This window comes from Chryseobacterium cucumeris (genome assembly GCF_001593385.1).
GTDB lineage: Bacteria > Bacteroidota > Bacteroidia > Flavobacteriales > Weeksellaceae > Chryseobacterium > Chryseobacterium cucumeris.
On the sequence record NZ_LUVZ01000001.1, the window covers coordinates 972,540 to 997,832 of the forward strand.

Annotated in this window: 18 protein-coding genes; 3 read left to right on the forward strand and 15 right to left on the reverse strand. The window is 37.6% G+C overall.

Annotated elements, in window-relative coordinates:
• Nucleotides 1–63 precede the first annotated feature (63 nt).
• The 8 genes from purH to A1704_RS04390 all read right to left on the reverse strand — a co-directional run bounded on the left by purH (nucleotide 64) and on the right by A1704_RS04390 (nucleotide 9,155).
• Nucleotides 64–1,581, reverse strand: coding sequence for a bifunctional phosphoribosylaminoimidazolecarboxamide formyltransferase/IMP cyclohydrolase (purH, locus tag A1704_RS04355; protein ID WP_062670810.1), 1,518 nt, complete (start codon nucleotides 1,579–1,581; stop codon nucleotides 64–66).
• Nucleotides 1,582–1,756: 175 nt separating this feature from the next.
• Nucleotides 1,757–2,323: a phosphoribosylglycinamide formyltransferase gene (gene purN / locus A1704_RS04360; protein WP_062670812.1), complete on the reverse strand. Its 567-nt coding sequence runs from the start codon at nucleotides 2,321–2,323 to the stop codon at nucleotides 1,757–1,759.
• Between the two features lie 74 nt (nucleotides 2,324–2,397).
• Nucleotides 2,398–3,390 carry a phosphoribosylformylglycinamidine cyclo-ligase gene (purM, locus tag A1704_RS04365; protein ID WP_062670814.1) on the reverse strand — a complete coding sequence of 331 codons (993 nt, stop codon included), beginning with the start codon at nucleotides 3,388–3,390 and terminating at the stop codon, nucleotides 2,398–2,400.
• A gap of 289 nt (nucleotides 3,391–3,679) precedes the next feature.
• Nucleotides 3,680–4,231, reverse strand: coding sequence for an NADPH-dependent FMN reductase (locus tag A1704_RS04370; protein WP_062670816.1), 552 nt, complete (start codon nucleotides 4,229–4,231; stop codon nucleotides 3,680–3,682).
• Nucleotides 4,232–4,268: 37 nt separating this feature from the next.
• Nucleotides 4,269–4,997, reverse strand: coding sequence for a pirin family protein (locus A1704_RS04375; RefSeq protein ID WP_034696330.1), 729 nt, complete (start codon nucleotides 4,995–4,997; stop codon nucleotides 4,269–4,271).
• 352 nt (nucleotides 4,998–5,349) lie between these two features.
• A complete protein-coding gene (locus A1704_RS04380) occupies nucleotides 5,350–6,768 on the reverse strand; it encodes an MFS transporter (protein WP_062670818.1) in 1,419 nt (472 codons plus the stop codon).
• On the reverse strand, nucleotides 6,768–7,286 hold the full coding sequence (locus A1704_RS04385; protein WP_062670820.1) for a nuclear transport factor 2 family protein: 519 nt from the start codon (nucleotides 7,284–7,286) through the stop codon (nucleotides 6,768–6,770). Before A1704_RS04385 ends, A1704_RS04380 begins: the two co-directional genes overlap by 1 nt.
• Nucleotides 7,287–7,295: 9 nt before the next feature.
• Entirely contained in the window at nucleotides 7,296–9,155 is a 1,860-nt protein-coding gene (locus tag A1704_RS04390) for a glycoside hydrolase family 13 protein (protein ID WP_062670822.1), read from the reverse strand.
• A 203-nt stretch (nucleotides 9,156–9,358) separates the two neighbouring features.
• Between A1704_RS04390 and A1704_RS04395 the strand changes: the two genes are divergently transcribed.
• Nucleotides 9,359–10,348, forward strand: a complete 990-nt coding sequence (locus A1704_RS04395; RefSeq protein ID WP_062670824.1) for a sterol desaturase family protein — start codon at nucleotides 9,359–9,361, stop codon at nucleotides 10,346–10,348.
• A 57-nt stretch (nucleotides 10,349–10,405) separates the two neighbouring features.
• Here the strand turns inward: A1704_RS04395 and A1704_RS04400 are convergent, their stop codons facing one another.
• From A1704_RS04400 to A1704_RS04415, 4 genes are all read right to left on the reverse strand, one after another.
• Nucleotides 10,406–12,562 carry a glycoside hydrolase family 97 protein gene (locus A1704_RS04400; RefSeq protein WP_062670825.1) on the reverse strand — a complete coding sequence of 719 codons (2,157 nt, stop codon included), beginning with the start codon at nucleotides 12,560–12,562 and terminating at the stop codon, nucleotides 10,406–10,408.
• Nucleotides 12,563–12,641: 79 nt separating this feature from the next.
• Nucleotides 12,642–13,757 carry a SusE domain-containing protein gene (locus A1704_RS04405; protein ID WP_062670827.1) on the reverse strand — a complete coding sequence of 372 codons (1,116 nt, stop codon included), beginning with the start codon at nucleotides 13,755–13,757 and terminating at the stop codon, nucleotides 12,642–12,644.
• Nucleotides 13,758–13,775: 18 nt separating this feature from the next.
• Entirely contained in the window at nucleotides 13,776–15,377 is a 1,602-nt protein-coding gene (locus A1704_RS04410; protein WP_082798702.1) for a RagB/SusD family nutrient uptake outer membrane protein, read from the reverse strand.
• An 11-nt stretch (nucleotides 15,378–15,388) separates the two neighbouring features.
• Nucleotides 15,389–18,142, reverse strand: a complete 2,754-nt coding sequence (locus A1704_RS04415; protein WP_062670829.1) for a SusC/RagA family TonB-linked outer membrane protein — start codon at nucleotides 18,140–18,142, stop codon at nucleotides 15,389–15,391.
• A gap of 335 nt (nucleotides 18,143–18,477) precedes the next feature.
• Here A1704_RS04415 and metG point away from each other — a divergent pair, with 335 nt between their 5' ends.
• On the forward strand, nucleotides 18,478–20,514 hold the full coding sequence (gene metG, locus A1704_RS04420) for a methionine--tRNA ligase (protein WP_062670831.1): 2,037 nt from the start codon (nucleotides 18,478–18,480) through the stop codon (nucleotides 20,512–20,514).
• Nucleotides 20,515–20,578: 64 nt separating this feature from the next.
• Entirely contained in the window at nucleotides 20,579–21,241 is a 663-nt protein-coding gene (locus tag A1704_RS04425) for a hypothetical protein (protein WP_062670833.1), read from the forward strand.
• On the opposite strand, the gene A1704_RS04430 is transcribed toward A1704_RS04425, so the two are convergent.
• From A1704_RS04430 to A1704_RS04440, 3 genes are all read right to left on the reverse strand, one after another.
• Nucleotides 21,214–21,918 (reverse strand): class I SAM-dependent methyltransferase, encoded by a 705-nt coding sequence (locus A1704_RS04430; protein WP_062670835.1) that lies wholly within the window; start codon nucleotides 21,916–21,918, stop codon nucleotides 21,214–21,216. The two genes, A1704_RS04425 and A1704_RS04430, sit on opposite strands and share 28 nt — an antisense overlap.
• 148 nt (nucleotides 21,919–22,066) lie before the next feature.
• A complete protein-coding gene (locus A1704_RS04435; protein ID WP_062670838.1) occupies nucleotides 22,067–22,879 on the reverse strand; it encodes a siderophore-interacting protein in 813 nt (270 codons plus the stop codon).
• 104 nt (nucleotides 22,880–22,983) lie between these two features.
• A complete protein-coding gene (locus A1704_RS04440; RefSeq protein ID WP_062670840.1) occupies nucleotides 22,984–25,194 on the reverse strand; it encodes a TonB-dependent receptor in 2,211 nt (736 codons plus the stop codon).
• Nucleotides 25,195–25,293 lie beyond the last annotated feature (99 nt).

Genomic DNA, 25,293 nt, shown 5'->3' on the forward strand with positions numbered 1-25,293 from the left:
TACAAATATATAATTTTGAATGCTAAAAATACAATCCCTAATTATTTTTTAATTCTATTTTAATTAGTGGAAAAAGTGTCTGACACCTGTAAACATCATTGGAATACTGTGCTCGTTTGCTGCCTCAATACTATCCTGATCTTTTACACTTCCACCTGGCTGAATAATCGCCTTGATGCCTTCCTGAGCGCAGAAATCTACTACATCACGGAAAGGGAAAAATGCATCTGAAGCCAGTACTAAATCTCCTGAGAATTTTTCTTTTGCTCTTTCGATCGCCTGCTGTGTTGCCCAGATTCTGTTTACCTGTCCGCCACCGATACCGAATGCCTGAATTCCGTTGGAAACTACGATTGCATTAGACTTCACATATTTTACTACTCTCTGAGAGAAAAGCAATGCTTTTTTCTGCTCTTCTGTAGGCTGTACTTCAGTTACCACTTTGATATCATCTGAGAAGTGAAGGTCATTATCCTGAACAAGGATACCTCCGTCTACTTTCACCCAGGTCTGTTTGTCAGAAACAGGGTTTACGATTTTGATGATTCTCAGGTTTTTCTTTTTTCTTAAAATTTCAAGAGCTTCTTCATCAAATTCAGGAGCCATTACAATTTCAAGGAAAGTTTTGTTGAGCTCTTCCGCTGTTGCTGCATCAATTTTATAGTTCATTGCAACAATTCCGCCAAAGATGGAAACCGGATCACATTCAAATGTTTTCTGATAGGTTTCCAATGCTGAAGTTCCGATCGCAACGCCACAAGGGGTAGAGTGTTTTACAGCACAACAAGCCATTTCTTCTTTGAACTCAGTGACTACTTTCCAGCAAAGGTCCATATCACGAAGATTGTTGAAAGAAAGTTCTTTACCTCCAAGCTGTTCAAAGTCTTTCATCGCTCCGTTTTCGAAAGTAGAAACGTAGTAAGCTGCTGTCTGGTGAGGATTTTCTCCATATCTTAGATCTGCTACTTTTTTATAAGAAGCATTCAGATAAGTAGGATATTCTTCATCTAAAAGCATTCTTGAAATAGCCGCATCATATGCAGAGGTAAGGTTGAATACTTTTCCTGCAAGTTTTTTACGGGTTTCGATATACGTATCACCGTTTTGCTCCATTTCAATTTTCACTGCTGCATAGTCTTCAACATCAGTGATTACTGTTACAGAATCAAAGTTTTTCGCTGCAGAACGAAGCATTGAAGGTCCACCGATATCGATAAACTCTACTTTTTCATGTAAAGAAATGTCTTTGTTTACATTTTCAAAGAAAGGATAAAGATTTACGATTACCATGTCAATCAGACCAATTCCGTGCTCCTGAACGGTTTTCATGTGCTCTTCATTGTTACGAACAGCCAACAATCCACCGTGAACTTTTGGGTGTAAAGTTTTCACTCTTCCATCCAACATTTCAGGGAAATTGGTAACCTCATCAATCTGAATAGGATTTAAACCAGCGTCTTTCAAATGTTTGAACGTTCCTCCTGTAGAGATCAACTCATAATTCTGAGCTTCCAAAAACTGTGCGAATTCTATTAATCCACTTTTGTCAGAAACACTGATTAAAACTCTCTTTTTACTCATTTTACTTTCAATTTTTTACTTTTTACAGCTATTTCAAACTGTGTCCGGGTCTTTCACCTCCGAACTTACTTTTATTTTACTTAGATTTCTTTTTATTAATGTAACAATGTATCAGTCCAGCAATGTAACAATACCTTCAACATTGGTAAATTGGTACACTGATACATTGTTATATTTATTCATTTCCCAGGACCTTATTGATCGCGATCGGAAATATTTCATATTCAATCTGGTGAACTTTCTGAGCCAGGGTTTCAGGAGTGTCCTCAGCGGTTACTTCGAAAGACTTCTGAAGAATAGCTTCTCCTTCGTCAATCCCTGGTGTCACAAAATGTACAGTTGCCCCACTCTCTATTTCTTTCGCTTCAATAACTGCATTGTGAACGTTCATTCCCCACATTCCTTTTCCTCCGAATTTCGGAAGCAAAGCCGGGTGAATATTGATTATTTTACCATTCCAGTTTTCACAGAATTCAGATTTTAAGATGGATAAAAATCCTGCCAATACAATCAGATCTGTATTTTCAGGGATTACTTTGGCCAATTCGCTGCTGAAGTTCTTTCCTCTCGGAATGAGTATGTTTTCTATATTGTGATTCTTTGCTCTTTCCAGTCCGAAACATTCTCTGTCTGCTACCACCAGAGTTACTTTTGCATTCTGGATTTCTCCTGAGTCAATAGTATCAATGATTCTCTGCAGATTGGTTCCTGAACCGGATACGAGTACAACAATGTTCTTCATTATTCAGATGTTAGATGTCAGATTAAAGATTACAGACTTACATCTGATATCTAAGATCTGAAATCTGATGTCATTTAAAATTTCAAATTGATTTTCTCTGCTCCTTCAGTAATTTCTCCGATTTCGTAAGCGTCATCTAAAAGGTGTAATACTTTTTCAGCATGTTCAGCATCTACAACGATTACCATTCCTACACCCATGTTGAATGTTCCGTGCATTTCTTCACGTGCCACTCCACCTCTTTTTTCAAGCTCAAGCATCACACTAGGAATTCTGATTTTTGATTCGTCGATAGAAGCACAAAGTCCTTCCGGAATAATTCTAGGAACGTTTTCGTAAAGACCACCTCCTGTGATATGGGCAATTCCTTCTACTCTTACTTCTTCCAGTACTTTATGAATATCTTTGTAGTATAGTCTTGTAGGAACTAAAAGTGTTTCGTATAATGGTTTTCCTTCGAATTCTTCTTCAAAATCCGGGAATACTTTTCTTACTAAAGAGAATCCGTTTGAGTGGAATCCTGAGCTTGGCAATGCAATAATTTTGTTTCCAGCTTTGATCTTAGAACCGTCAATGATCTGGTCTTTTTCTACGATTCCTACACAGAATCCTGCAACATCATAATCTCCGGGCTGGTACATTCCAGGCATTTCAGCAGTTTCACCACCAATCAATGCACAGTTGTTATCCTTACAAGCGGCAACCATTCCTAAAACGATTTCTGCAGCGATTTCTGAATCAAGCTTTCCACAAGCCAGATAATCCAGAAAGAATAAAGGTTTAGCACCGTGGCAAAGAATATCGTTGGCACACATTGCGAAGCAATCTACCCCGATAGAATCGTATTTTTTGGTATCTAAAGCTACTTTCAGCTTTGTTCCTACTCCATCTGTTCCTGATACAAGAACCGGATTTTTGTATCCTCCGATTTCATAGAAAGCACCAAAACTTCCCAAGTGGTTCAGTACATTGGAATTGTGGGTTTCACCGACCGCTTTTTTGATCTTGTCAACCGTTTTGTATCCTTCTTCTTTGTCTACTCCTGCTGATTTGTAAGTGTTGCTCATGTCTGCTTAGATTTTTAGATATAGGATTTCAGATCTCAGATTTCAGATGATTCTTATCTTGTATCTGACGTCTTGCGTCTTATTATCTTTTAATATTTCAATTACTTTTATACTCGATTTTAGAAAACAAAAAAGCCGACAATCTTTTCAGATTATCGGCCGTTATTTTATCTCAGAATTTCAGAGCCCACAACTTTCCCTTTATGAGAAAAACATTGTTTATAGGAGGTCTGAATTTTCATCTCTTTTCTTTTTGCAAAAATAGTAATTTTAAATGAATATTCAAATTCTATTTTTCAAGGATTGTTTCAATGGCTGCAATCTTCTTAATTTTTTCTTTTAACTCACTGTCTTTCTCTTCATTAGAAATTTTCTGAGCGGCTTTATCAAAGTTATCATTAAAGAAAGGAAGAGAAAAAGTTTCCACCACATTTCCTCCGTGGAAAGGGAAACGCTTTGATGCTGCTTCCAAAACACCTGCTCCACCTCTACCTCCGGGAGATGTAGACATCAATAGCATAGGTACTTCATTCCAAACGGTTCTGTCTTTGATTCTGGATACCCAGTCAAACACATTTTTGAATGCTGTAGAATACGTTCCGTTGTGCTCTCCCAAAGAAACCAGTAATACATCAGCACCGTCAATTTTTGCTGCGAAATCATGAGCTTCCTGTGGAACACCGCCTGCTAATTCTCTTTCGTGTTTATAGATAGGCATTTCAAAAGGGTTTAAATCGATTACTTCTACTTCTGCATTTTCAAATAACGTTGATGCATAGGCTACCAACTGCTTGTTCATTGAAACTTCTGAATTACTTCCTGCTATTGCTAAAATTTTCATAGGTGAGGTTTATTTTTAAGATTACAAATTTAGTTTTTTATTTAAGATAAGACGGCAGTTCCATAGGTACTTCCATTAATAATACTTCAGTGTCTTCTACGGCTTCAATATTAAAGCTCTGTGTATCCCAGATTCCTAATCCGTCTCTTTCATTCAGGACACGGTCTCCGATTTTTGCGCTTCCTTTTAAAACAAACGCATACACTCCGTTTCCTTTTTTGTTGAGCATATAATTTTTACCGTTTCCTTTTTTAAAGTTGGCCAGATTGAACCATGCGTCCTGATGAATCCAAACTCCGTCATCATTTTTATTGGGAGATAAGATCTGTTGGAATCCATTGATTTTTTCTCCTTCTTTGATACTTTTCTGATCGTATCTCGGTTCAACATTCTGTTCTTTTGGGAACACCCAGATCTGAAGGAATTTTACTTCTTCATCTTTATTTTTATTGTATTCGCTGTGCATGACACCTGTTCCGGCACTCATCACCTGAATTTCTCCTTTTCTGATTACTGCTGTGGTTCCCATGGAGTCTTTATGTTCCAGATCTCCTTCCAAAGGAATGGATATAATTTCCATATCTCTGTGTGGGTGTGTTCCGAAGCCCATTCCCTGCGAAACGGTGTCATCGTTCAATACTCTTAAAACTCCGAAGTTGGTTCTATCTCTGTTTTGATAGTTGGCAAAACTGAATGTATGGTAAGAATTTAACCATCCGTGGTTGGCATGGCCTCTTGAATCTGCTTTATGATATACTGTTTTCATTTTCTGTGATTATTTATAGTACAAATGTACGGGATGTAGGTGTTTAAAAAGTTGATGTAGGTTAAGAAACGAAATTTGGAGAAATTAAAAAGGTTGAGAAAGCTCAGAAAGTGAGGATTATTTTATAGGTCTGATTACGCGATTTTTTTATTTACAGTATGTTTTTAAGGCGCAAAGATTTTATTTGCGATATAAGTATACGAAGGATAGATTTTAAGTTTTGGCTAAAGCCAATTGATGAATGTTTAAAAGAAAAGCGGGCTAAAGCCCGCTCCTATTGAATTTTATGATGCTATTTTAAATTAAATTTCAAAACACATCACATTACTTATTTCTAACCTCTATTTTCTTATTAAAAATGTACCTGCTTGATTTCCTCTTCAATTTCCTTAGGGGTTTCATCTTCGGATTTCACAAAAATCATGGTTACTACGGCTCCGATCAGCATGCAAACACCTCCTGCGACAACATAATCCATCGCCTGTTTTCCGAAAATCCCGCTTACGATAGGACCTCCGAACAAACCATTGATGATCTGAGGAATCACAATAAAGAAGTTGAATATGCCCATATAAACCCCCATCTTCCGTTGTGGAATCACCTCAATAAGCATGGCATAAGGCATTGCGAGAATACTTGCCCAGGCAAAGCCTAATCCAATCATGGAGATCCATAAATTGTTGACATCCTTAATGAAATACATGGAAACCAGTCCCAAACCTCCGCACAATAAAGCTAAAGCATGAGTCTGTTTTTTACCAATCAGCTTAGCGATAGGTGTTAACAGAAACGCAAACGGAATCGCCCAGAGATTATACATTCCGAAAAGTTTTCCGGTAAGGTCTCCAGCATCATTGAATGCCTTGGAATGGGTATCTTCCGGGGAAAGTCCAAAATGATGGGTTGCCAGAGCACTGGTGGTAAATACCCACATGGTAAACAATGCGAACCATGAGAAAAACTGAACAATTCCCAGCTTTTTCATCTGCAAAGGTATCGCTGCAAAGTCTTTAAAAATATCTGAAAACTTAGAGTTATTTTGGTCTGCGTCTTTTCCATCTTCAAAATCAGCAAATTCCTGTGGGGAATACTCTCTGGTTGTCATGATCGTGTATAGAATTGATATAATAAGCAATCCTGCGCCGATATAAAAAGAGTAAATGACATTATCTGCTACAAATCCCTCCGGTGCTTCATTGGAAATTCCCATTTTCGTTAACCAGTCCGGCAGATAAGATCCTAATACTGCCCCGATTCCAATCAGAATTGTTTGTACAGAAAATCCTATCGTACCCTGATGTTTAGGAAGCATATCACCTACCAAAGCCCGGAAAGGTTCCATGGCAATATTCACTGAAGCATCCATCATGGCTAAAAATATTACCGCTAACAAAAGTGCATTGGCGGCAAACATCTGAGTAACGGATGCTGCATTAGGAAGGAGAACCAATCCTATCGCGCATAAAACAGCGCCAATCAGGAAATAAGGCTTTCTCCTTCCCAACGGACTCCATGTATTATCACCCATATGGCCGATAATAGGCTGAACAATGAGTCCTGTAATAGGAGCCACCAGCCAGAACCAGGATAACTCGTGAACATCTGCTCCTAAATTCCCCAAAATACGGCTCGCATTTCCATTTTGTAACCCGAATGCCATCTGAATTCCCAGGAATCCCATGCTCATATTGATAATCTGGAGCATCGATAGGTCTGGCTTTTTTCTTTTCCCGACTGCCCCAGTATCATATTTCCCCATCATTATTGCCATTATGATTTCAGTTTTTGAATTAACGCATCTTCAATAGGTGCTTTTTCCGTAACCACTTTGTCTACCACCTCATTAGGCACTGTCACAGAAAGAACATATTGTTTTACCTTCCAGCTTCCATTGATTTTCTCTACCACTCCTGAGCCTCTGCAGATCTTCATCTGTGTATCCAGCAATTCGTCAAACCAGGCCAGTTTCCCATCTTTACTGAAATAAATATTTCTTTTAAGAGCTTTAAAGTTCCAGGTTTTCTTTTTGTCAAAGTAAGGTTTTGCCCAAACCATAAATGCTTTTTTATCCCAGATTTCAGTTGCATCTGTTCCGATGAAGGTAGATTCCTCTGCAAACAGATTAAAATAGGCATCGTAATCTGCTTTTGCCGCCATTGCATTAAAGGTATCAAGCATGGTACCGATTTCCGATTTTTCTTTTTCAAATCCGGTCTTCGACTGTGCTGTAAGTAAAGAAAATCCCAGTAAAAAAAGGATTAATGTATAAGCAGTCGTTAGTTTTTTCATAGGTAATTATTATTTTTCTAATTCAATGATGAATGGTGTCTTTGCAGGGATATTCATACTGTTTTGTAATGAAATTTCTTTTCCTGAAATTACTTCTTTTCCTTTTGTATATCCATTCAGTGATTCTGCGAATCTTTTCAGATCTAACGTCTGATCTTTTTCATTATTGTTGATGGCCACCATTACACTTTCTTTTTCATTATATCTGAAATACACAAAAACGCCATCCTGAGGAACGAAATTTTTAGTTTTTCCATGATGTATCACGTCTTTACCTTTTCTCCAGTTTAATAATTTCTGAGTAAACCGGAAAAATTCTTTCTGCTCTGCAGTTTGAGCGGATGGATTGAAAGCGTTTTGTGTATCAGATTTCCAGCCTCCTGGAAAATCCCTGCGGATATCCGCATCACCACCAGTTTTTTTATCACCTCTCATTCCTATTTCAGATCCGTAATAAATCTGTGGAATTCCTCTTACTGTCGATATCAGAGTGAGTGCCATTTTATAGGCATCAGGATTTGCATTAAAGATTTCATTCCATCTTTCGGTGTCATGATTTTCAAAGAAAACAAGGGTATTATTGATATCCGGATAAAGGAAATCGCTCGTAAAAGAATCGTAAATACGGATCATTCCTTTATCCCAGCTTTCTTTTTCTTTAAGGGCTTTAGGCATGTTTTCAAAGAGCATAAAATCCATCACCGATGGTAAATTTGAATTGTAATTTTCTATCGCCCCGATCTTCGAATTTTTCTGCCACGCGGCAATTTGAGCTGCTGTATACAGCCATGTTTCCCCTACGATATTGAATTTCGGATATTCATCGGTGATCGCCTTTGCCCATTTTGCCATGGCGTCTTTATCATTGTAAGGATAGGTATCTACACGAAATCCTCCCAGCTCGGCATATTCGATCCACCAGATAGCATTTTGGATCAGATATTTCAGGACCAATGGATTTTTCTGGTTGATATCAGGCATCGTTGTATCAAACCATCCGTCCAGGGCATATTTTTTATCAATATCCGAAGCATTGGTATCAAACTGTGTCGTCGTTTTATAGTTTGACCGTTTAAATCCTTTTTCTCCTTCATCAAACCAGTGTATCCAGTCTTTGGAAGGAAGATCTTTAATCATCCAGTGGGAGCCGCCCCAGTGATTGGTTACATAATCCATCACTAACATCATCTTTCGCTTATTTAGCTCCTGGGATAATGTTTTATAATCTTCGTTGGTACCGTAGCGTGCATCAATTTTATATAGATCGGTCTGAGCATAACCGTGATAGGAATACACTTTTTCGTTATCCTCATTCACGGGAGTCAGCCAGACTGCTGTAGCTCCTAAATTCTGGATATAATCAAGATTATTGATAATCCCGCGGAGATCTCCTCCATGTCTGCCGTTGGGAAGACTGCGATCTGCTTTTTCGGTAAGCTCCGGTCTTGAATCATTCTTCTCATCACCATTGGCAAAACGGTCCGGCATGATCAGATACATGAGATCTTTTGAAGTAAAAGATTCACGATCGGTAGATCCCGGATTCCTTTGTTTCAGCTCATAAGTGTATGAACCCATATTCTTTTTGCCTTTCTTAATATTGATAGCAAACTTCGGAACGTTTATTTCGTTGGTATTGACTGTAATAAAAACATAGTTAGGATTATCTACTTTCCTTATGTCTTTGATCTGTATGCCATCTGAAAGCGTAATCTCGTTATTAGCCACTTCTTTTCCGTATACAAGAATCTGAAGTTCAGGATTTTTCATCCCCTTCCACCAGAAAGCAGGCTCTACTCTTTCCAGATTTTTCTGGGAAAAAGCAAAAGAAGCTATCGAAAGGGCGAATGCTGCATATATTGTCTTCATATTAGTGTTCAATTTAGCATTAAATTTTCATATATACGTTCAAAAATGTAACGGAAAGTCTCTTTTTTTAATCTTCATTTCTATAAGATTATCAGATTAAATGACTTCATTTTAATTTTTATAAAGAATAATTAAATTTTTCACAAAAAATTCATGCATAAACTTAATTTCCCATGCTTTTTATGTTTAGTTTTATAGAAAAAATGTTGGATTTCAGCAATATGTTCAAAACTGAAGGACCGGATGTTGTTTACACATGGACAATTCCTGTGTTTGCTGCTATAATTTTCCTGGAAATGGCCTACAGTCATTTTAATAAAGAGAAAATATATGAGACAAAAGACGTAGCAACAAATGTCCTTTTCGCCTTGCTTAATTATGGACTAGATATCATCATGAAGGGTTTCTCCTTATTTGTTATGATGTTTTTTTACCAGCACCGTCTTTTCGACTGGCAGGAGGGGATCTGGTACTGGATTGCCGTATTCCTGGCTCAGGACTTTGCTTATTATGTCCATCATTATGTAGATCATCATTCGCGTGTTTTCTGGGCGGTACATATTACCCATCATAATTCTGATTATTTCAATATAAGTACGGGATTCAGAAGCCCTGTATTTCAGCCGTTGTACAGGTATTTATTTTTCTCTCCACTAGCTTTCATGGGTTTTCATCCGTGGCATATTCTGGTAGCCTACTCTTCTATACAGATTTACGGTACGTTTGTACACACCCAATCGATTAAAAGTATGGGATTTTTAGAATATATCCTGGTGACACCTTCTCATCACAGGGTACATCATGCCTGCAATATCAAATATCTGGACCGCAATATGGGAATGGGACTGATTATCTGGGATAAAATTTTCGGGACTTTTGAAAAAGAAGATCCTGAAGTTCCTGTAAAATATGGAGTTTATCCGAAAATAAAATCCAAAGATCCCGCAACGATGCTTTTCTATGAATGGAGAAGAATAGGGAAAGATATCAGACAGCCGGGAATTTCTTTTAAAGACCGTCTAAAATATCTTTTTTATTCGCCAGGATGGAGACATGACGGAACTGGAAAAACCGTCAAACAGTATCAGAAAGAATATAAAGAGAAAATAAAAACTCCTGTTAAAGTACAGGAACAACTATTAGAATCTGAAAATCAATATTCCCAGCTGATTCAACACGCAGAGGATAAATAAAAATACCCCGGTCATCGAAAATCCGATAAACCGGGGCACCTTAGTGTATCTTTACAATTATTTTACTGGTTTAATTGAAATTGCGAAACCGCCGCTTCTTACCATTTTAAAATTAATTTTTGACTTACTTGTAATCTCTTTTTTGTAGATGTTATAACTTTGAGGGTTATCGATATAATCAGCATCTTTTCCATCTTCATAGATGGTTGCCTCATATTTCTTTCCTTTATCCAGGAATGAGAAGTCTACAGTATACTCACGTTTGTTTTCATCCGTGATACCTCCTACAAACCAGTTTTCAGTGCCTTTTGCTTTTCTCGCTGTAACTACATAATCACCAGGCTCAGCAGCTAAGATTTTTGTATCATCCCAATCTGCTGCAACATCCTTAATAAACTGGAATGCATCCATATGCTTTTTGTAGTTCTCGGGAAGATCCGCAGCCATCTGAAGCGGCATATACATCGTTACATAAAGTGCTAACTGCTTTACCAGAGTAGTTTTTACAAAACGGTTATCTCCAGGGAAATAATAGTCAAGTTTTGTCTGGAAAATTCCCGGCGTGTAATCCATAGAACCTCCCATCCATCTTGTAAACGGAAGAACCGTCTGGTGATCCGGCTTATTTCCTCCGAAAGCTTCATATTCCGTTCCACGTGCTGCTTCTGCAGAAATATAGTTTGGATAAGTACGGCTTTCTCCTGTAGGACGTACGGATTCGTGAGAATTCACCATGATTTTATAGTCGTTTGCTTTTTCTGCAATTCTATAATAATGGTTGATGGTCCATTGAGAGTAATGATGTTCCCCTCTAGGAATGATATCTCCTACATATCCTGTTTTCACAGCATCATATCCATATTTATTCATGGTTTGGAAAGCTTTATCAGCCCATCTTTCATAGTTTGTCGCAGAACCTGAAGTTTCATGGTGCATGATGAGCTTGATTCCTTTTGAATGCGCATATTCATTCAACATCTTAATATCAAAATCCGGGTAAGGAGTAATGAAATCGAAAACAAACTCTTTTGAATGTCCGAACCAGTCTTCCCAACCGATGTTCCATCCTTCGATCAACAATCCCTGGAATCCGTTTTCTGCTGCAAAGTCAATATATTCTTTAACTTTTGTATTGTTGGCAGCATGTTTTCCGTTTGGAGTTAATTTTGCAAAATCTGTTTTACCTAAATGGACATTTTCAGCGGTAGAATAAGCCCATTGTGATTTTCCGATAATCATTTCCCACCAGACTCCCATGTATTTTGTAGGGTGAATGTAAGAAGTATCGGTGTACTTTGTAGGCTCATTAAGGTTGAAGATCATTTTAGAATCCATCACCTGCTCTGCTTTCGGAGCTACAATAATTGTCCTCCAAGGCGTTACTGACGGAGTCTGAATGTATCCTTTCGCTCCCTGTCTGTCGGCAGTCAAATGCGTTTTGAATTTAAAATTCTGTGCATCTACCTCAAGGTGTGAAGCCGGATAATCCAATACAGCTGCTTCTGCAACGTTAATATACAATGGCTCTTTTCCTTCTTTTTTAAGCATCAATGGAGACTGCACTGCATTTTTCACCAATGACTGTGAAGCGTTGGCATCATATGCTTTATCCCATTTTGAAGGGATTTCAGATACTTTTGTTTCCTGATACTGATACTCCTGAGAGTCATAATCTGCAACCATCCACCATGCCTTCATATCGGTAGGGAAATCGATTTCAGAATCTTCTTCTCTGATGACGAAATAATTAAGGTTTTTCTGTTGTGGGAATTCATATCTGAAACCCAATCCATCATTGAATAATCTGAACTTTACCACAATACTTCTGTCTGTAGAAGCCTGATTCAGGGTGACTGCCAGTTCGTTGTAATGGTTGATATAATTTTTCTTTTCTCCTAAAACCGGCTGCCAGGTTTCATTTTTGGAGTCTCTTTTTTCATCTGTCTTTGCAAAACCGTTGTTCAGATCGTATTTTGCATCTTCTGGTTTGGCAATTTCAGAAGCGAATTTTATGGCTGTGTCTTTAAATAATCTCAATCCCAATTTAGAATCTTCCACCACTACTGCCCCATTGTATTTCAGGTTATAGTAAGGTACTCCTTCTTTCAGCTGAAAGTTCATTTCGAACTTTCCGTCCGGAGATTTTAAAGATTGGGCTTTCACACCTGTAAACATCATTGAGAGCAAAAGTGCTCCAACTGTAATTTTCTTCATAATGACTATTTATTAACTTAAAAAATAAAGTGCTGCGGTAAAGCAGCACTTTGCTTTATTTTAGTTTGTTTAGTTTAATTTACAATTTAGTAATGGTTAACTTGTAATATGCTGAATTGTGTAGATCCAGTTCAATTTTATAATTACCTGCCTGTGAAACTTTATATCCAGGATCTCCTGTAACGGTTCCCTCTGAGCTTAAATAGGTCTGAACACCTGTCCCTGAAACTAAAGTCTGCTCTGCATCTTTTGGCTGGAACTTTATTGCCCAATCATCATTAGCTCTGAATTTAAATACTCCGGTATTGGATAAAGCAATTGAATTGATAACATAGGTTTTGGTTGCAGGATTGTATACAAAGTCAGTATCTGATCCCCATCCAGTAGGCGTTGCATCACCAATAACTCCGAAGTTTGCTAATGTAGCAGAATAGGTATTTGCTGCCCAGTCTACTTTCATATAATAAGTTCCTGCTGCTGCCGGTACTATATCTGAACCATCAACTTTTAGTTTTCCGCTATTGGTTCCATCATCCCCTTTATTTCCCGGCCAATCCTGATTGATCGCAAATTTATATTTACCATTATCACCTGAAGCATCTTTGATGAAAATAAATCCTCTGTATTTATCATTTTTCTCAGGAGAAAACAGATTCGGTGAATTAGATGGAGTCCAGTTTGCATAACCAGCTGCTCCTGCGTATGCTCCAGGAACATTGATCTTTGGATATACCAAATCAGGGTTTGGAGTATAAGGAGTTACTTTAAGAGCAATTACATTAGAATAAAAAGCTGCTGAGCCTACTGAAGTCTTCAATCTTACTTCGATATCGTTTACAACATCCGGAACTGCTCCAATGGCAAACATGGCGGCATTCAAAGCGGCATGTGTTGCAGAACCTGAAGTCATATCATTAGAAAAGTCAATGGTAGCACTTTTTTTGAAACCATCCCCTTTCATTCCAAATTCTACTTTCTGATTGGGAACTACAGCAATATTAAATGTTGGTTTTGTCCATGTAAAGCTTATTACGGCATCATTTGCATTAAGTTCATTAAGAACTATTGCACTTTTATCAGCAGATATTTTACCGGCAGATGTTTCATTAATAACCGCCTGATCTTCATCTTTTTCACAGGAAAAAACGATAAGACCTGTAAAAACCAGGGCTAATATTTTGAATAAATTTTTCATTTTAAACAGGATTTAAAATTAATACCCAGGATTCTGAATCAAATTAGGATTCGCTACAATATCTTTAGCAGGAATCGGGAACAGGTTTCTGTAGTTTTCTACTGCTTTTCCATCTTTTACATTTCCTTTCCATGGCCATAGATAATCCCCTGTGGTGAACTTATTGAAACGAATAAGATCACTTCTTCTGGTCATTTCCCATGATAATTCTCTGGCTCTCTCATCTAAAATGAAATTCAGATTGATAGAAGAAACATTTCCGCTTGTATCTCCATAAGCACGTTGTCTCAGTTGATTAATATAACCGATTGCTGTAGCCTGATTTCCGCCAGTTCCTCCTCTTAACACAGCTTCTGCATACATCAGATAAATATCTGCCAAACGGTACAATGGGATATCAGCCTCCACCCAGTTGGTATGAGCTCCGACAGATCCGTTACTTTTAACATTTTTAAACTTGATAAAAGCATAACCATCTGTAAATGAGCCTAAATCATTAATTTCTAGATTTTGCCCTGAAGTAAAGAATCTTCCTCTTTTGTCACTTCCATTATTAGGGAATAACCCTACAAATGCTTTTGTAGTTCTTAAACCACTCCATCCTCCATTCACTCCAAAATCAGCAGCTTTCATATCACCACCTATGGCAGCATGTACCAGATAAGTGGTCCCACCATTAGTCTGCGTATTGATTCCGTCAAAATTAACGCTTAAAATCTGCTCCGGATTATTGATATTATTATCAGCAAGGAATAAATCATCATATTTCGGTTTTAAAGAATATCCTGCTGCAATCACTTTATTACAGTATGTGATACAATCTGTATTTCTCTGAGTTCCAGTATAAACTTCAGCATTTAAATATAATTTTGCCAACAATGACCAAACAGCAGCTTTATCTGCTCTGCCATATTCATTTGTTTTAGGATCTTTTAACTCTCCTGCTATAGCAAGTAATTCAGATTCGATATAATTAAACAATGCTTTTCTTTCTATTCTTTGTGGCGGGTTTATAGATCCAGGCAGGTATGATTCATCTACAAAAGGAACATTTCCAAACATATCAATCGCATGAAAATATGACTGTGCTCTCAGGAAACGTGCTTCTGCTCTCATCAATTTTGCCTGATTAAGATTGTCTCCAGTAATATTATTGGAAGCTAACTTTTCATCGGTAACATTTCTTAAGAACTCATTACAAAAAGCAATTTCTGTATATATTCTATAGTACATAGCCGCAATAAACTCATTGGAGGCATCCCATGTCATTTTGTGCATGGTATGAAGATTTCCGTCATTCCATCCAATCACAGCTTCATCTGTTGTAACAACATTTAGTGTGTACATCAATCTGGTATATTGTGAAAAACCACCATTGATTCCGTTAATATCACTATCCGGCTGATCACCATCTCCACTTACCTGGCCACCCATTGCAAGTCCTCCATAAAGTTTTGCCAAAACATTTTTATAGTTAGCAAAATCCTTATAAATACTGGCTGAAGTAACATCTGTGATTGGCTCTCTTTCAAGATCTTTCACACAAGAAGTTGCTGTTAATAAAAATACTGCTGAAAGAGGCAATACTATATTTTTAAGTTTAATTCTATTTAGTTTCATTGAATTTTTATTTAAAATTGGAAGTTAAAACCTAAAGAGTAAATTTTAGGCATTTGGTAGTAACCGTTGTCTATTCCCCCAAAAACTTCAGGATCTACTCCAGAGTATTTAGTGATCACAAAAACATTCTGCGCCATCGCATATACTTTCAGGTTGCTTCCTTTGGTGAAGATTTCTCCGAAATTGTATCCAACATTGATATTATCCAGTCTCAGGAATGAAGCATTCTCAACATAAATATCAGATTTGTACTGAGGAACTGCAAACTTATACTGAGGAGCTGTAGAGAATACGTTCTGAAGGTATTCGTTGGTAGATGCTGACTGCAGTGAACTATTTGAAGCAGCATTATTATATACGTAGTTTCCTAATACGGCTCTTGCACTTAATGCAAAATCCCAATTTTTGTGAGAAACTTTAGTAGAGAAGCCTAAAATTGCATCCGGTGTAGTAGATTTGTAATAATACATATCTTTTGTATTGATTACTCCATCTCCGTTTCTGTCTACAAAGGCTCCGTCAACAGGTTTTCCGTTGGTATCATATACCTGCTGGTATACCCAGAATGAATTAGGTGCATATCCTACAGCATGAGCCTGAATTCTGTTTCCAGAACCTCCTTCAATACCTCCTACTTCCATGTTAAATGATTCGTCAGCTCTGTCTTTAAGCTTCGTGATAACCGGCTTGTAATGAGTAGCATTAAAGCTTACTTCCCAGGTGGTATTCTGGTTTTTAACAGGAATTACGGTAATACTTCCTTCAATCCCTTCATTTTTCATATCACCTACGTTCTGCCAGCTGGCATTACTTAAACCTCCAGCAGGCTCGTCAGCATATACAAGAAGATCTTTCGTATCCTTTCTGAATACATCTATTGATCCGGTAATTCTGTTTTTATTAAAACCAAAATCTAATCCTAAGTTTTTAGTGGTTGTAGTTTCCCAGGTAAGATTTGGATTATAGTTAGCAGGTCTGAACATAAAGTAGAATTCATTTCCAAACTGATATCCAGCTCCCTGATAACTTGGATTGTAGGCTGCAAAAGCCGGGTAATTATTAGGCTTGTTACCGTTAAGCGCAGGCAATTCCTGCTGGCCCGTTTTACCCCATCCCGCTCTTAGTTTTAATGTACTGATGGAAGATATATTTTTGATAAAATTTTCTTCATTAAGCTTCCAGGCTAAGGAAACTCCAGGGAAAACACCCCAAACATTATCTCTGGTACCGTTAAAGAATCTTGAAGAGCCATCTTTACGAACTGATCCTGAAATAATATATTTATTAGCTATGGTAAAAATAGCTCTTCCATAAAATGAAATCAGCGTATTTTGAGTTTTGAAATCTAAATCTTGCGAGTTAATTCCTGTTCCTCTATAAGTGATAGCTCCCGGAAGATAGATATTGAAATCCTGATAAGAATATCCTGCAGTAATGTCTACACCAGTATTAATAGCACTGATGTTTTTTACATAATTAAAATAGGTTTCCAAAAGCTTGTTTTTCTTTTCCATAGAATAGAAATTTGAGCTTCCTTTATCTTCGAAACCTGGTCTCAGACGAGCGTCTTTAAATTTATGTCCGTCACTTTTTGTATAATCGTATCCGGCATTTACATTGAAATGAAGGTCCGGAAGAAAATGAAACTTATAATCTAACTGAATATTTCCTAATCCTCTTAATACAGAGGAAACATCTCTTACCCCATTGATCATCCCAAGTGGGTTTGAATTGGCATTTACATTATAACCTGTTGCAGATCCTGAATCCAGCCATTCATAATACCCTCCGTAATTAGAGTTTCCTGAATACACCGGTTGTGTAGGATCAAAATAAGTAGCCGCCTTAATCACTCCGCCATCTACAAATCTGTTATCGGTAAATGTTCCCTTTGCATTTACATTCACTGATAAATGATTATCAAAGAATTTAGGGTTTAAGTTCAATCCTACAGAAGTTCTGCGGAAAGAATTTGATTTTACAATACCGTTCTGCTCATTATATCCTAATGATAAACGGTATGGCAGACCTTTAATCCCTCCTGAAAGGGCAACGTTATTATCGGTACCCCATGCTGCCTGATAAATCTGATCCTGCCAATCGGTATCAGCATTTCCAAGTTTGGTTTTATAACCTGCAGGTGCATACGTATTAACAAAATCTCTAAACTCCTGAGCATTTAATACATCTACCTTTCCCATTTTAGTAGAAACCGAAGTAACTGTTGAGAAATTAACTTTAAACTTTCCTGCTGTTCCTTTCTTGGTTGTAATGAGAATAACCCCATTGGAAGCTCTGTTACCATAGATCGCAGTAGCGGAAGCATCCTTAAGGATATCAAACGTTTCAATATCATTCGGGTTAATTAATGATAAAGGATCGGAAACACCATTCATTCCAACGAAATCCTGAGGAACTCCATCAATAACGATCAACGGAGAGTTTTCTCCACTTAAAGAAGAAGTACCCCTGATCCTGATTTTTGTACCCGATCCCGGAGCTCCACTGTTATTGGTAATCTGTACTCCTGGTGTTTTACCCTGGATCAGCTGCCCGGCAGAAGTAGCTCCTCCGTTGAAGTCTTTAGCCGTAACAGAAGTTATAGAACCGGTAAGGTCAGATTTTTTCTGTTTTCCATATCCAATTAGTACAACTTCGTCAATCTTCTTCTCTTGAGGAAGAGAATCTTTTTTCTGCGCATGTATTACTGTACTGGCCAGTAAAAAAGCGGGCGCGATTTTTAATACTGTTGTAAAATTCTTCACAATCTTATTTTTTTATAGTTTCGTTTTTCAGTCATATTTTGGCCCAGAGCCAGACTCGCAATTTAAAAAAAAATTAGAATTATTATAAATTTAATATAATTTTAGTTAAAATTATGTATATTACGAAACCGATTTTAGTTAGTTTTTTAAAATCCAATAATTTACAACGTCTTATGCATTACATAATATTTGTTTTAAATTAAGAAAATGTTAAACAATTGTTTAACTTAATTTCATATTCAACCTTTCAAAATCGCTTTCTTCATCATAATAATGCCACTAATAGCGGTATTCAACAGATATTCCTTATCTTTGCAGTTAAAACTTTACTATAAATGTCAAACAGAAAGATGATTACGGCAGCTTTGCCTTATGCAAACGGGCCGGTTCATATAGGACATTTGGCAGGTGTTTATATTCCTGCGGATGTTTACGCAAGATTTCAGAGAAGATTAGGAAAAGATGTAGCGTTTATCTGTGGTTCAGATGAGCACGGGATTCCTATTACCATAAGAGCTAAAAAAGAAGGAGTAACTCCTCAGGATATCGTGGACAAATATCACGAGATCATCAAAAAATCTTTTTCTGATCTGGGAATTTCATTTGATGAATACTCCAGAACAACGTCTAAAAAGCATTATGAAACCAGTCAGGATTTCTTCAAAGTTTTATACGAAAAAGGAAAATTCACTGAAGAAATTTCTGAGCAGTATTTTGATGAGCAGGCAGGAGAATTCCTTGCTGACCGTTATATTGTAGGAACTTGCCCTAATTGTGGTAACGAAAACGCTTACGGAGACCAGTGTGAGAAATGTGGTTCTACCCTTTCTCCTTCTGAGCTGATCAATCCGAAATCAATGCTTAGCGGAAATGTTCCTATCCTTAAAGAAACCAAAAACTGGTATCTTCCGTTAAATGAATACGAAGACTTTTTAAATGAATGGATCATTGAAGGTCATAAAGATGACTGGAAACCTAACGTATACGGACAGGTTAAGTCCTGGTTGAATGATGGCCTTAAGCCTCGTGCCATGACCAGAGACCTGAACTGGGGAGTTCCGGTTCCTCTTCCGAATGCTGAAGGAAAAGTATTATATGTATGGTTTGATGCTCCTATCGGTTATATCTCTTTCACCAAAGAATGGGCAGAGAAAAACGGAAAAGACTGGAAAGACTACTGGCAGAGTCCAGAAAGTGATCTGGTACATTTTATCGGAAAGGATAATATTGTATTCCACTGTATTATTTTCCCTTCGATGATGAAAGCACACGGAGATTATATCATGCCGGCTAACGTTCCTGCTTTTGAATTCCTGAACCTTGAGAACGATAAGATTTCAACGTCAAGAAACTGGGCAGTATGGGCTCATGAATATGTGGAAGATTTCCCAGGGCAACAGGATGTTTTAAGATATGCCCTTCTTTCATCTGCTCCGGAAACAAAGGATAATAACTTTACATGGAAGGATTTCCAGACTAAGAATAATTCTGAATTGGTAGGGATCTTCGGAAACTTTATCAACAGAGTTGCAGTTCTTATTCATAAATATTATGACGGTGTGGTTCCGCAAGGCGATGTAAACAGCCCTGAACTGCAGGAAATAAGTAAATCTGCAAAAGAAATCTCAGGATTCCTTGAAAATTATGAATTCAGAAATTCATTAACTGCATTAATGAACCTTGCGCGTTTTGGAAACCAGTATCTTCAGACGGAAGAGCCTTGGAAAACCATCAAGGACAACCCGGAAAAAGCTGCTCAATCTTTATTCGTTGGAGCTCAAATAGCTGTTGCTCTGGCTCAGTTATGCGAACCTTTCATGCCTTTCAGCTCTGAAAAGCTATTGAACATGTTCAATGTTGAGAAGAAAGACTGGAACTCTATTGAAAACCAATCAGTATTGATTGAAACAGGGCACAAAATCAATGAATCTTCCCTTCTTTTCTCAAAAATTGAGGACGATGTCATCGAGGCTCAGATCCAAAAACTGGAAAACACAAAACAAAACAATAAAAAAACAAACCCTAACGCAAACCCTATGAAAGAAGAGATCACGTTTGATGACTTTACTAAAATAGACCTTAGAACAGCAACCATTTTAGAAGCTGAAAAAGTAGAAAAAGCAGATAAATTACTAAAACTTACTGTAGATACAGGAGTAGATGTAAGAACTGTTGTTTCCGGGATTGCAGAAAGTTTCACTCCTGAAGAAGTAATCGGGAAGCAGGTAATGATCCTTCTGAACCTTGCTCCTAGAAAGATCAGAGGAATTGAATCTCAGGGAATGTTATTATTAACAACAAAACCAGACGGAAAATTATCTTTCGTAACACCGGATGACAGCAATGTTGAAAACGGTATTGAGATCGGATAATTAAAATCCTTATAAAGATAACAGGCTGTTTCACGAGAAGCAGCCTTTCTTTTATAGACAGCTTATGGTCAATAAAAATGTTTTAAGAAAGCTTTCCAATCAGGAACTAGAGAGATATTTAAAAGAAGGCAACCGCTTTGTTCCGGAGGCTGTTCAGGCAGCTTTTGAAATTCTGGAAGAAAGAGGGCGTATTTTCAATGAGCAGGAAAAAACAGCTGTTCAGCAATTAATTCAGCGTAAACAAGAAGCTGAAGAAGTAAAATTTACAGAAGAACGTGAACTTTGGAAAGATCATATCACTGAAGATACGAATGCTGTTAAACTTTTTCCGAGAGACCTTATCTTACTTGCTGGAGGACTTTTGGGAACAATTCCAGGAGCTTTATTGTTAGGACTGAATTTTATTAAGCTTAAAAAGTATGGAGCAGCAATTCTAACATTTGTTTTCGGAATTGTCTTTTTACCTATTCAGAATTTTTTAGTTCCACTCATATATAAGGAAAGTATACAAGGATTTTTTACTTATAGAAAAAGTCCAGAATTTTCCATGGCTGCCGTAGGTGCTTTAATTTTACTGGTATTATGGGTTTTGTTTACACCAAAAAAGCTACCTTATAAGGCAGCTTCTTATATCTTACCAGGTATTATTTGCTTGATAATGTTAGCAATTATCATCAATTACCCCGAATGGTTTTCTGGTTATCTCTTAGTAAGCTTCGCTAAATAAGAATCTTCATCCTTCAATACTCTTTCTATTTTGAAACCATTATTTGTGGCAGCATTTTTCAAGGTATTGAAATCAAGGTACAGCCAGGTAATCGGTTCTTCAGATTCCCCTTTATAATGAACCACATATTCCAGTTCTCCGTAGTATCCACCAGCCGGAATATACACTCCCCCATCTTTATCACGATCGAACATATAAAGAATATCCGTACTATCAATTAAAACCTGTCCTTCATCGTTTAGTAAAGTATGTAGTTTCTGAAGATAAGTATCAATTTTCGCAAGGCTTTCAAAAACTCCGGTACCGTTCATCAGCAATAAAATAGTATCAAAAGTTTCTCCGGAGAAATCAAGCATATTCTCACAAACTGCTTTTTTTATGCCTCTCAGCTTGCAAACTTCAACAGATTTGGGTGAAATATCCAATGCGGTAACCTCAAGATTTCTTTCATTTTGAAGGTATAAAGAATGAGAACCTGCACCCGCCCCGATATCCAGAACTTTTCCGTTGGATAAATGCAGTGCTTTCTGCTCAATATCATTCATTTCTTCAAAATCTCTGAATAAATAATCCACCGGAAGTTCATCCAGCTCAGAAATTGACGTTTCAGTCTGCAGATCTTCAGGATTGTCATTGTGATAATAATCCCAGATCGCTCTGCCCATTAAATCTTTCATAGTGCAAAGATAATAGTTCAATGTTCAATGTTCAAAGTTTTTGGTTGAATGTTGCGGGTTTGCGAGATGCGGTTACGAGTTTCCAGGTACAAGATTCGGTGTAACTACAACTTTAAACCTTAAACCTTGAACTTTAAATCCCTGCCTTCTACTCCATCGAATCCTTCTCCTTATGTCTGTCAGCCTGAGATTCGTTTTCTGCTACGCCTGCTTTCCAGTAAGAATAAGCGTACAATTCCTGGGAAGTCCAGTTTTTCTCTTTTCTCAGATAGGTACGGATTTCTTTCACGCTTGAGAATTCACAGGCTACATAACCAAACTTTGTTGATTCCGGAATTTCAATACTTTTTACCGCATTTGAAATTTCACTGCTGATCTGAGGCTGTGGATTGTGTAACCATTTAAAATCAATCTGAGCATTGGTTTCAAGCAATTGTTCGTCTTCTTTTCCGTGAACTTCAATGATACAAATACCTTTTGCCATTTCAGGAAGTGTTTCCAAAATAGCACTGATCACCGGAATAGCTGTAGCATCTCCTACCAGTAAATACCAATCAGCTGCCGGATACAATTCTTTTCCTTCCAGACGCATCATCACTCCAAGCTTTGAACCTGCTTCAGCTTCTCTTACCCATCTGGAGGCTGGTCCACCATCTCCGTGGTCTACAAAATCGATGATCAGTTCATTTTTTTCCAGATCAATTCCTCTGTGGGTATAAGTTCTGACTGCAGGAGCCACTTCTTTAGGTGGATACACCCATTGATGATTTTCATCCAGTGTGGGAAAATGAACCTCATTCAGTCCGGCCGGAGGAACTGCGATCTTATTATTATCTCCCACCATGGTATTTTGGAACAAATAAACTTCCGGTGAGTACAAATACACTCTGATAAAATGGTCAGTAATGTATTCTTTTCTGGTGACTTCGGCAACGATCTGCCCTGTTGAAATTTTAGCCATAACTGATTTTTTTAAATTAAAATCCGGTTTCCGATTGATTCAGAAACCGGATTTGAAATACAATATGTTTTCAGATCAGGGTATTTTAAATCCCGATCATTTTTTTAAAATTCAAAAGTGTAGGAAAGGTTGAATGTTCTTCCTCTTCCTTTATAATTAAACAGTTCCGGAAGTCCGTAAGTAGCATATAAAACCTGGGAACGCTTGCTCCAGATCGTCTGGTAATCGGTATTAAACAGGTTCTGAATTCCTAAGTTGAATTTTCCCCAGTTGAAACGGTATCCCATCATCAGATCTGATGTATTATAGCCTTCCACTACATTATTAAGCTCGTCTTTCTGCTTGAAATTCTGTAACGACTGGAATCTGAATGACCAGTTCTTAATATTATACCCGATATACGTCACCAATTTTGAAGGGGAAGCATTGTAAATTTCCTGCTTCTGCCATTCTCCGTCTTTGTCTACTTCAGATTTAATCAAAAGTCCGCTGGCACCGAAATACACTCCATTGCTTAAAGAATAGGAAACCTCAGCTTCAATTCCCATATTTCTTAATTTCAAATCATTCACAAGAATCTGGAATGTCTTTTTATCTACAGCAACGGTTTTGTCTGAGTTACTCAAAAATCCTGCAATCTGAGCTCTTAGACCTCCTCTGTTCACACGGTATCCTGCTTCAAACTGATTGGTTTTGATAGCCTGAAGCGGTTGTTCTTTCACATTGATACTGGATACTACATCCCAGTTTGTTCCTACCAATTTGTACTGTCCTATTCCATAAAATTTGGCAGGATCTGCTAAGCTTGCTCCCTGGGAAAATGTTCCCCAAACCTGATGCTGCTCATTGAATTTATATAATAAACCTGCATTAGCTAAAGTCACATTATAAGAACTTTCACCTCCGGGAATTGCCGATGCTGAATTTCCATACCCCATAGCAATCTGTGTCTGCTGCTCTGAGCCTACAAAATCATCCATTTTTACGTTGATATGCTGATAGCGGATTCCGGCATTCAGTTGTAATTTGGGAAGAATATTGTATTTTGCCTGAACATATCCTGCATAACTCTGTGAATGATTGGTTGGATATCTGCCAAGGCTGTATTTTGTTTCATTGATTAAACCTCCACTGGACATTGTTTTGGCAATATCATAAACAGACTGTGTTCCTTCAAATTTTTCAAAATCGAAATCTGCTCCGTAAGTAACATTTAAGCCTCTCCATGATTTTGACAACAAAGCTTTAATCCCGGAATAATAAGTATCTTGCTGAGAAGAAGACATATAAGGTATTTTTCCCGTCTTTAAGGTAACATTTCCCGGGAATGGATAGAATCCTAATTTTTCACCTCGGGTAGCCAATTGCACATATAAATCCTGGCCGCCTAAAATTCCGTTTCCGTTATACGCTACGGTTGCCATATAACGTTCCGTTCCTACATTTTTATCGGATGAGAAACCATCTCTCATTTCCAGCAATGAAGCATTTTTTGTAGTAAATGCACTTAAATTTTCACCTAAAAATAAACTTCTGTCTCCATTAAATTTAGAATTGTAATACTGAACAGATGCTGTTATTTTATGTTTATTGTTAAACTGATATCCTCCGGTAGCCAGGATATCAATAGACTGGTTATACTGAAGATCGGTTTGGGTAATATCAGTAAAAAGCTGTTTCTGATCTGCCCCATACACACCTCCATTCTGCTGATAGGCTACTCCCAATCTTCCAAAGAACTTATCTCCTTTTGCGGCAATAGACTGAGCAGCACGGAAGTCATGGTCATCTTTTCCCATAAATCCTGTACGTACACCCAGTTCAGTTTCACCGCTGATTCCTTTTTTGGAAGGTGTTTTTGTAATGATATTGATAATACCACCGGTAGCGTTACCTCCATAAATTGAACTTGCTCCTGAAAGCACTTCAATTCTTTCGATATTAAAAGGATCAATAGCATCCAGCTGACGGCTGATCGCACGAATACTGTTCAGAGAAACGCCGTCTATCATCACCAAGGCAGAACGTCCTCTCATATTCTGACCATAATTGGTTCTTCCCTGCGGACCGATATCCATAGAAGGTATCAGAATTGATAACATTTCTTTGATCGGAACTCCACTTTTGGCTTGTTCCTGAATTTTTTCTTTCTGTACGACCCAAACTGTTCCCGGAACTTCAGAGATTTTTGTTGGTTTTCTGGAGGCTACGATCACCACATCTTCAATACCTTTAGAGGCAATAGAATCTTTTACGGTCTGGGAAAGCATTAGTCCCGAAACTAAAAGACCTATGAATGCATACTGCTTTTTCATTCTTTCTACTCAACGTTTTATAATTCTACAAAGATAATTCTTATTTAGAAAGAATAAAAATAACCAAACATGAAATTTTCCCTTATTTAATGAGGGTAA

Bases quoted from the DNA above. Each gene is read 5' to 3' on its own strand.
- purH (WP_062670810.1), bottom strand. From the start codon at position 1,581: ATGAGTAAAAAGAGAGTTTTAATCAGTGTTTCTGACAAAAGTGGATTA.
- A1704_RS04395 (WP_062670824.1), top strand. From the start codon at position 9,359: ATGTTGGATTTCAGCAATATGTTCAAAACTGAAGGACCGGATGTTGTT.
- A1704_RS04435 (WP_062670838.1), bottom strand. From the start codon at position 22,879: ATGGCTAAAATTTCAACAGGGCAGATCGTTGCCGAAGTCACCAGAAAA.
- purN (WP_062670812.1), bottom strand. From the start codon at position 2,323: ATGAAGAACATTGTTGTACTCGTATCCGGTTCAGGAACCAATCTGCAG.
- A1704_RS04380 (WP_062670818.1), bottom strand. From the start codon at position 6,768: ATGGCAATAATGATGGGGAAATATGATACTGGGGCAGTCGGGAAAAGA.
- A1704_RS04370 (WP_062670816.1), bottom strand. From the start codon at position 4,231: ATGAAAATTTTAGCAATAGCAGGAAGTAATTCAGAAGTTTCAATGAAC.
- A1704_RS04405 (WP_062670827.1), bottom strand. From the start codon at position 13,757: ATGAAAAATTTATTCAAAATATTAGCCCTGGTTTTTACAGGTCTTATC.
- A1704_RS04425 (WP_062670833.1), top strand. From the start codon at position 20,579: ATGGTCAATAAAAATGTTTTAAGAAAGCTTTCCAATCAGGAACTAGAG.
- A1704_RS04385 (WP_062670820.1), bottom strand. From the start codon at position 7,286: ATGAAAAAACTAACGACTGCTTATACATTAATCCTTTTTTTACTGGGA.
- purM (WP_062670814.1), bottom strand. From the start codon at position 3,390: ATGAGCAACACTTACAAATCAGCAGGAGTAGACAAAGAAGAAGGATAC.
- A1704_RS04440 (WP_062670840.1), bottom strand. From the start codon at position 25,194: ATGAAAAAGCAGTATGCATTCATAGGTCTTTTAGTTTCGGGACTAATG.
- A1704_RS04430 (WP_062670835.1), bottom strand. From the start codon at position 21,918: ATGAAAGATTTAATGGGCAGAGCGATCTGGGATTATTATCACAATGAC.
- A1704_RS04375 (WP_034696330.1), bottom strand. From the start codon at position 4,997: ATGAAAACAGTATATCATAAAGCAGATTCAAGAGGCCATGCCAACCAC.
- A1704_RS04390 (WP_062670822.1), bottom strand. From the start codon at position 9,155: ATGAAGACAATATATGCAGCATTCGCCCTTTCGATAGCTTCTTTTGCT.
- A1704_RS04400 (WP_062670825.1), bottom strand. From the start codon at position 12,562: ATGAAGAAAATTACAGTTGGAGCACTTTTGCTCTCAATGATGTTTACA.
- metG (WP_062670831.1), top strand. From the start codon at position 18,478: ATGTCAAACAGAAAGATGATTACGGCAGCTTTGCCTTATGCAAACGGG.
- A1704_RS04410 (WP_082798702.1), bottom strand. From the start codon at position 15,377: ATGAAACTAAATAGAATTAAACTTAAAAATATAGTATTGCCTCTTTCA.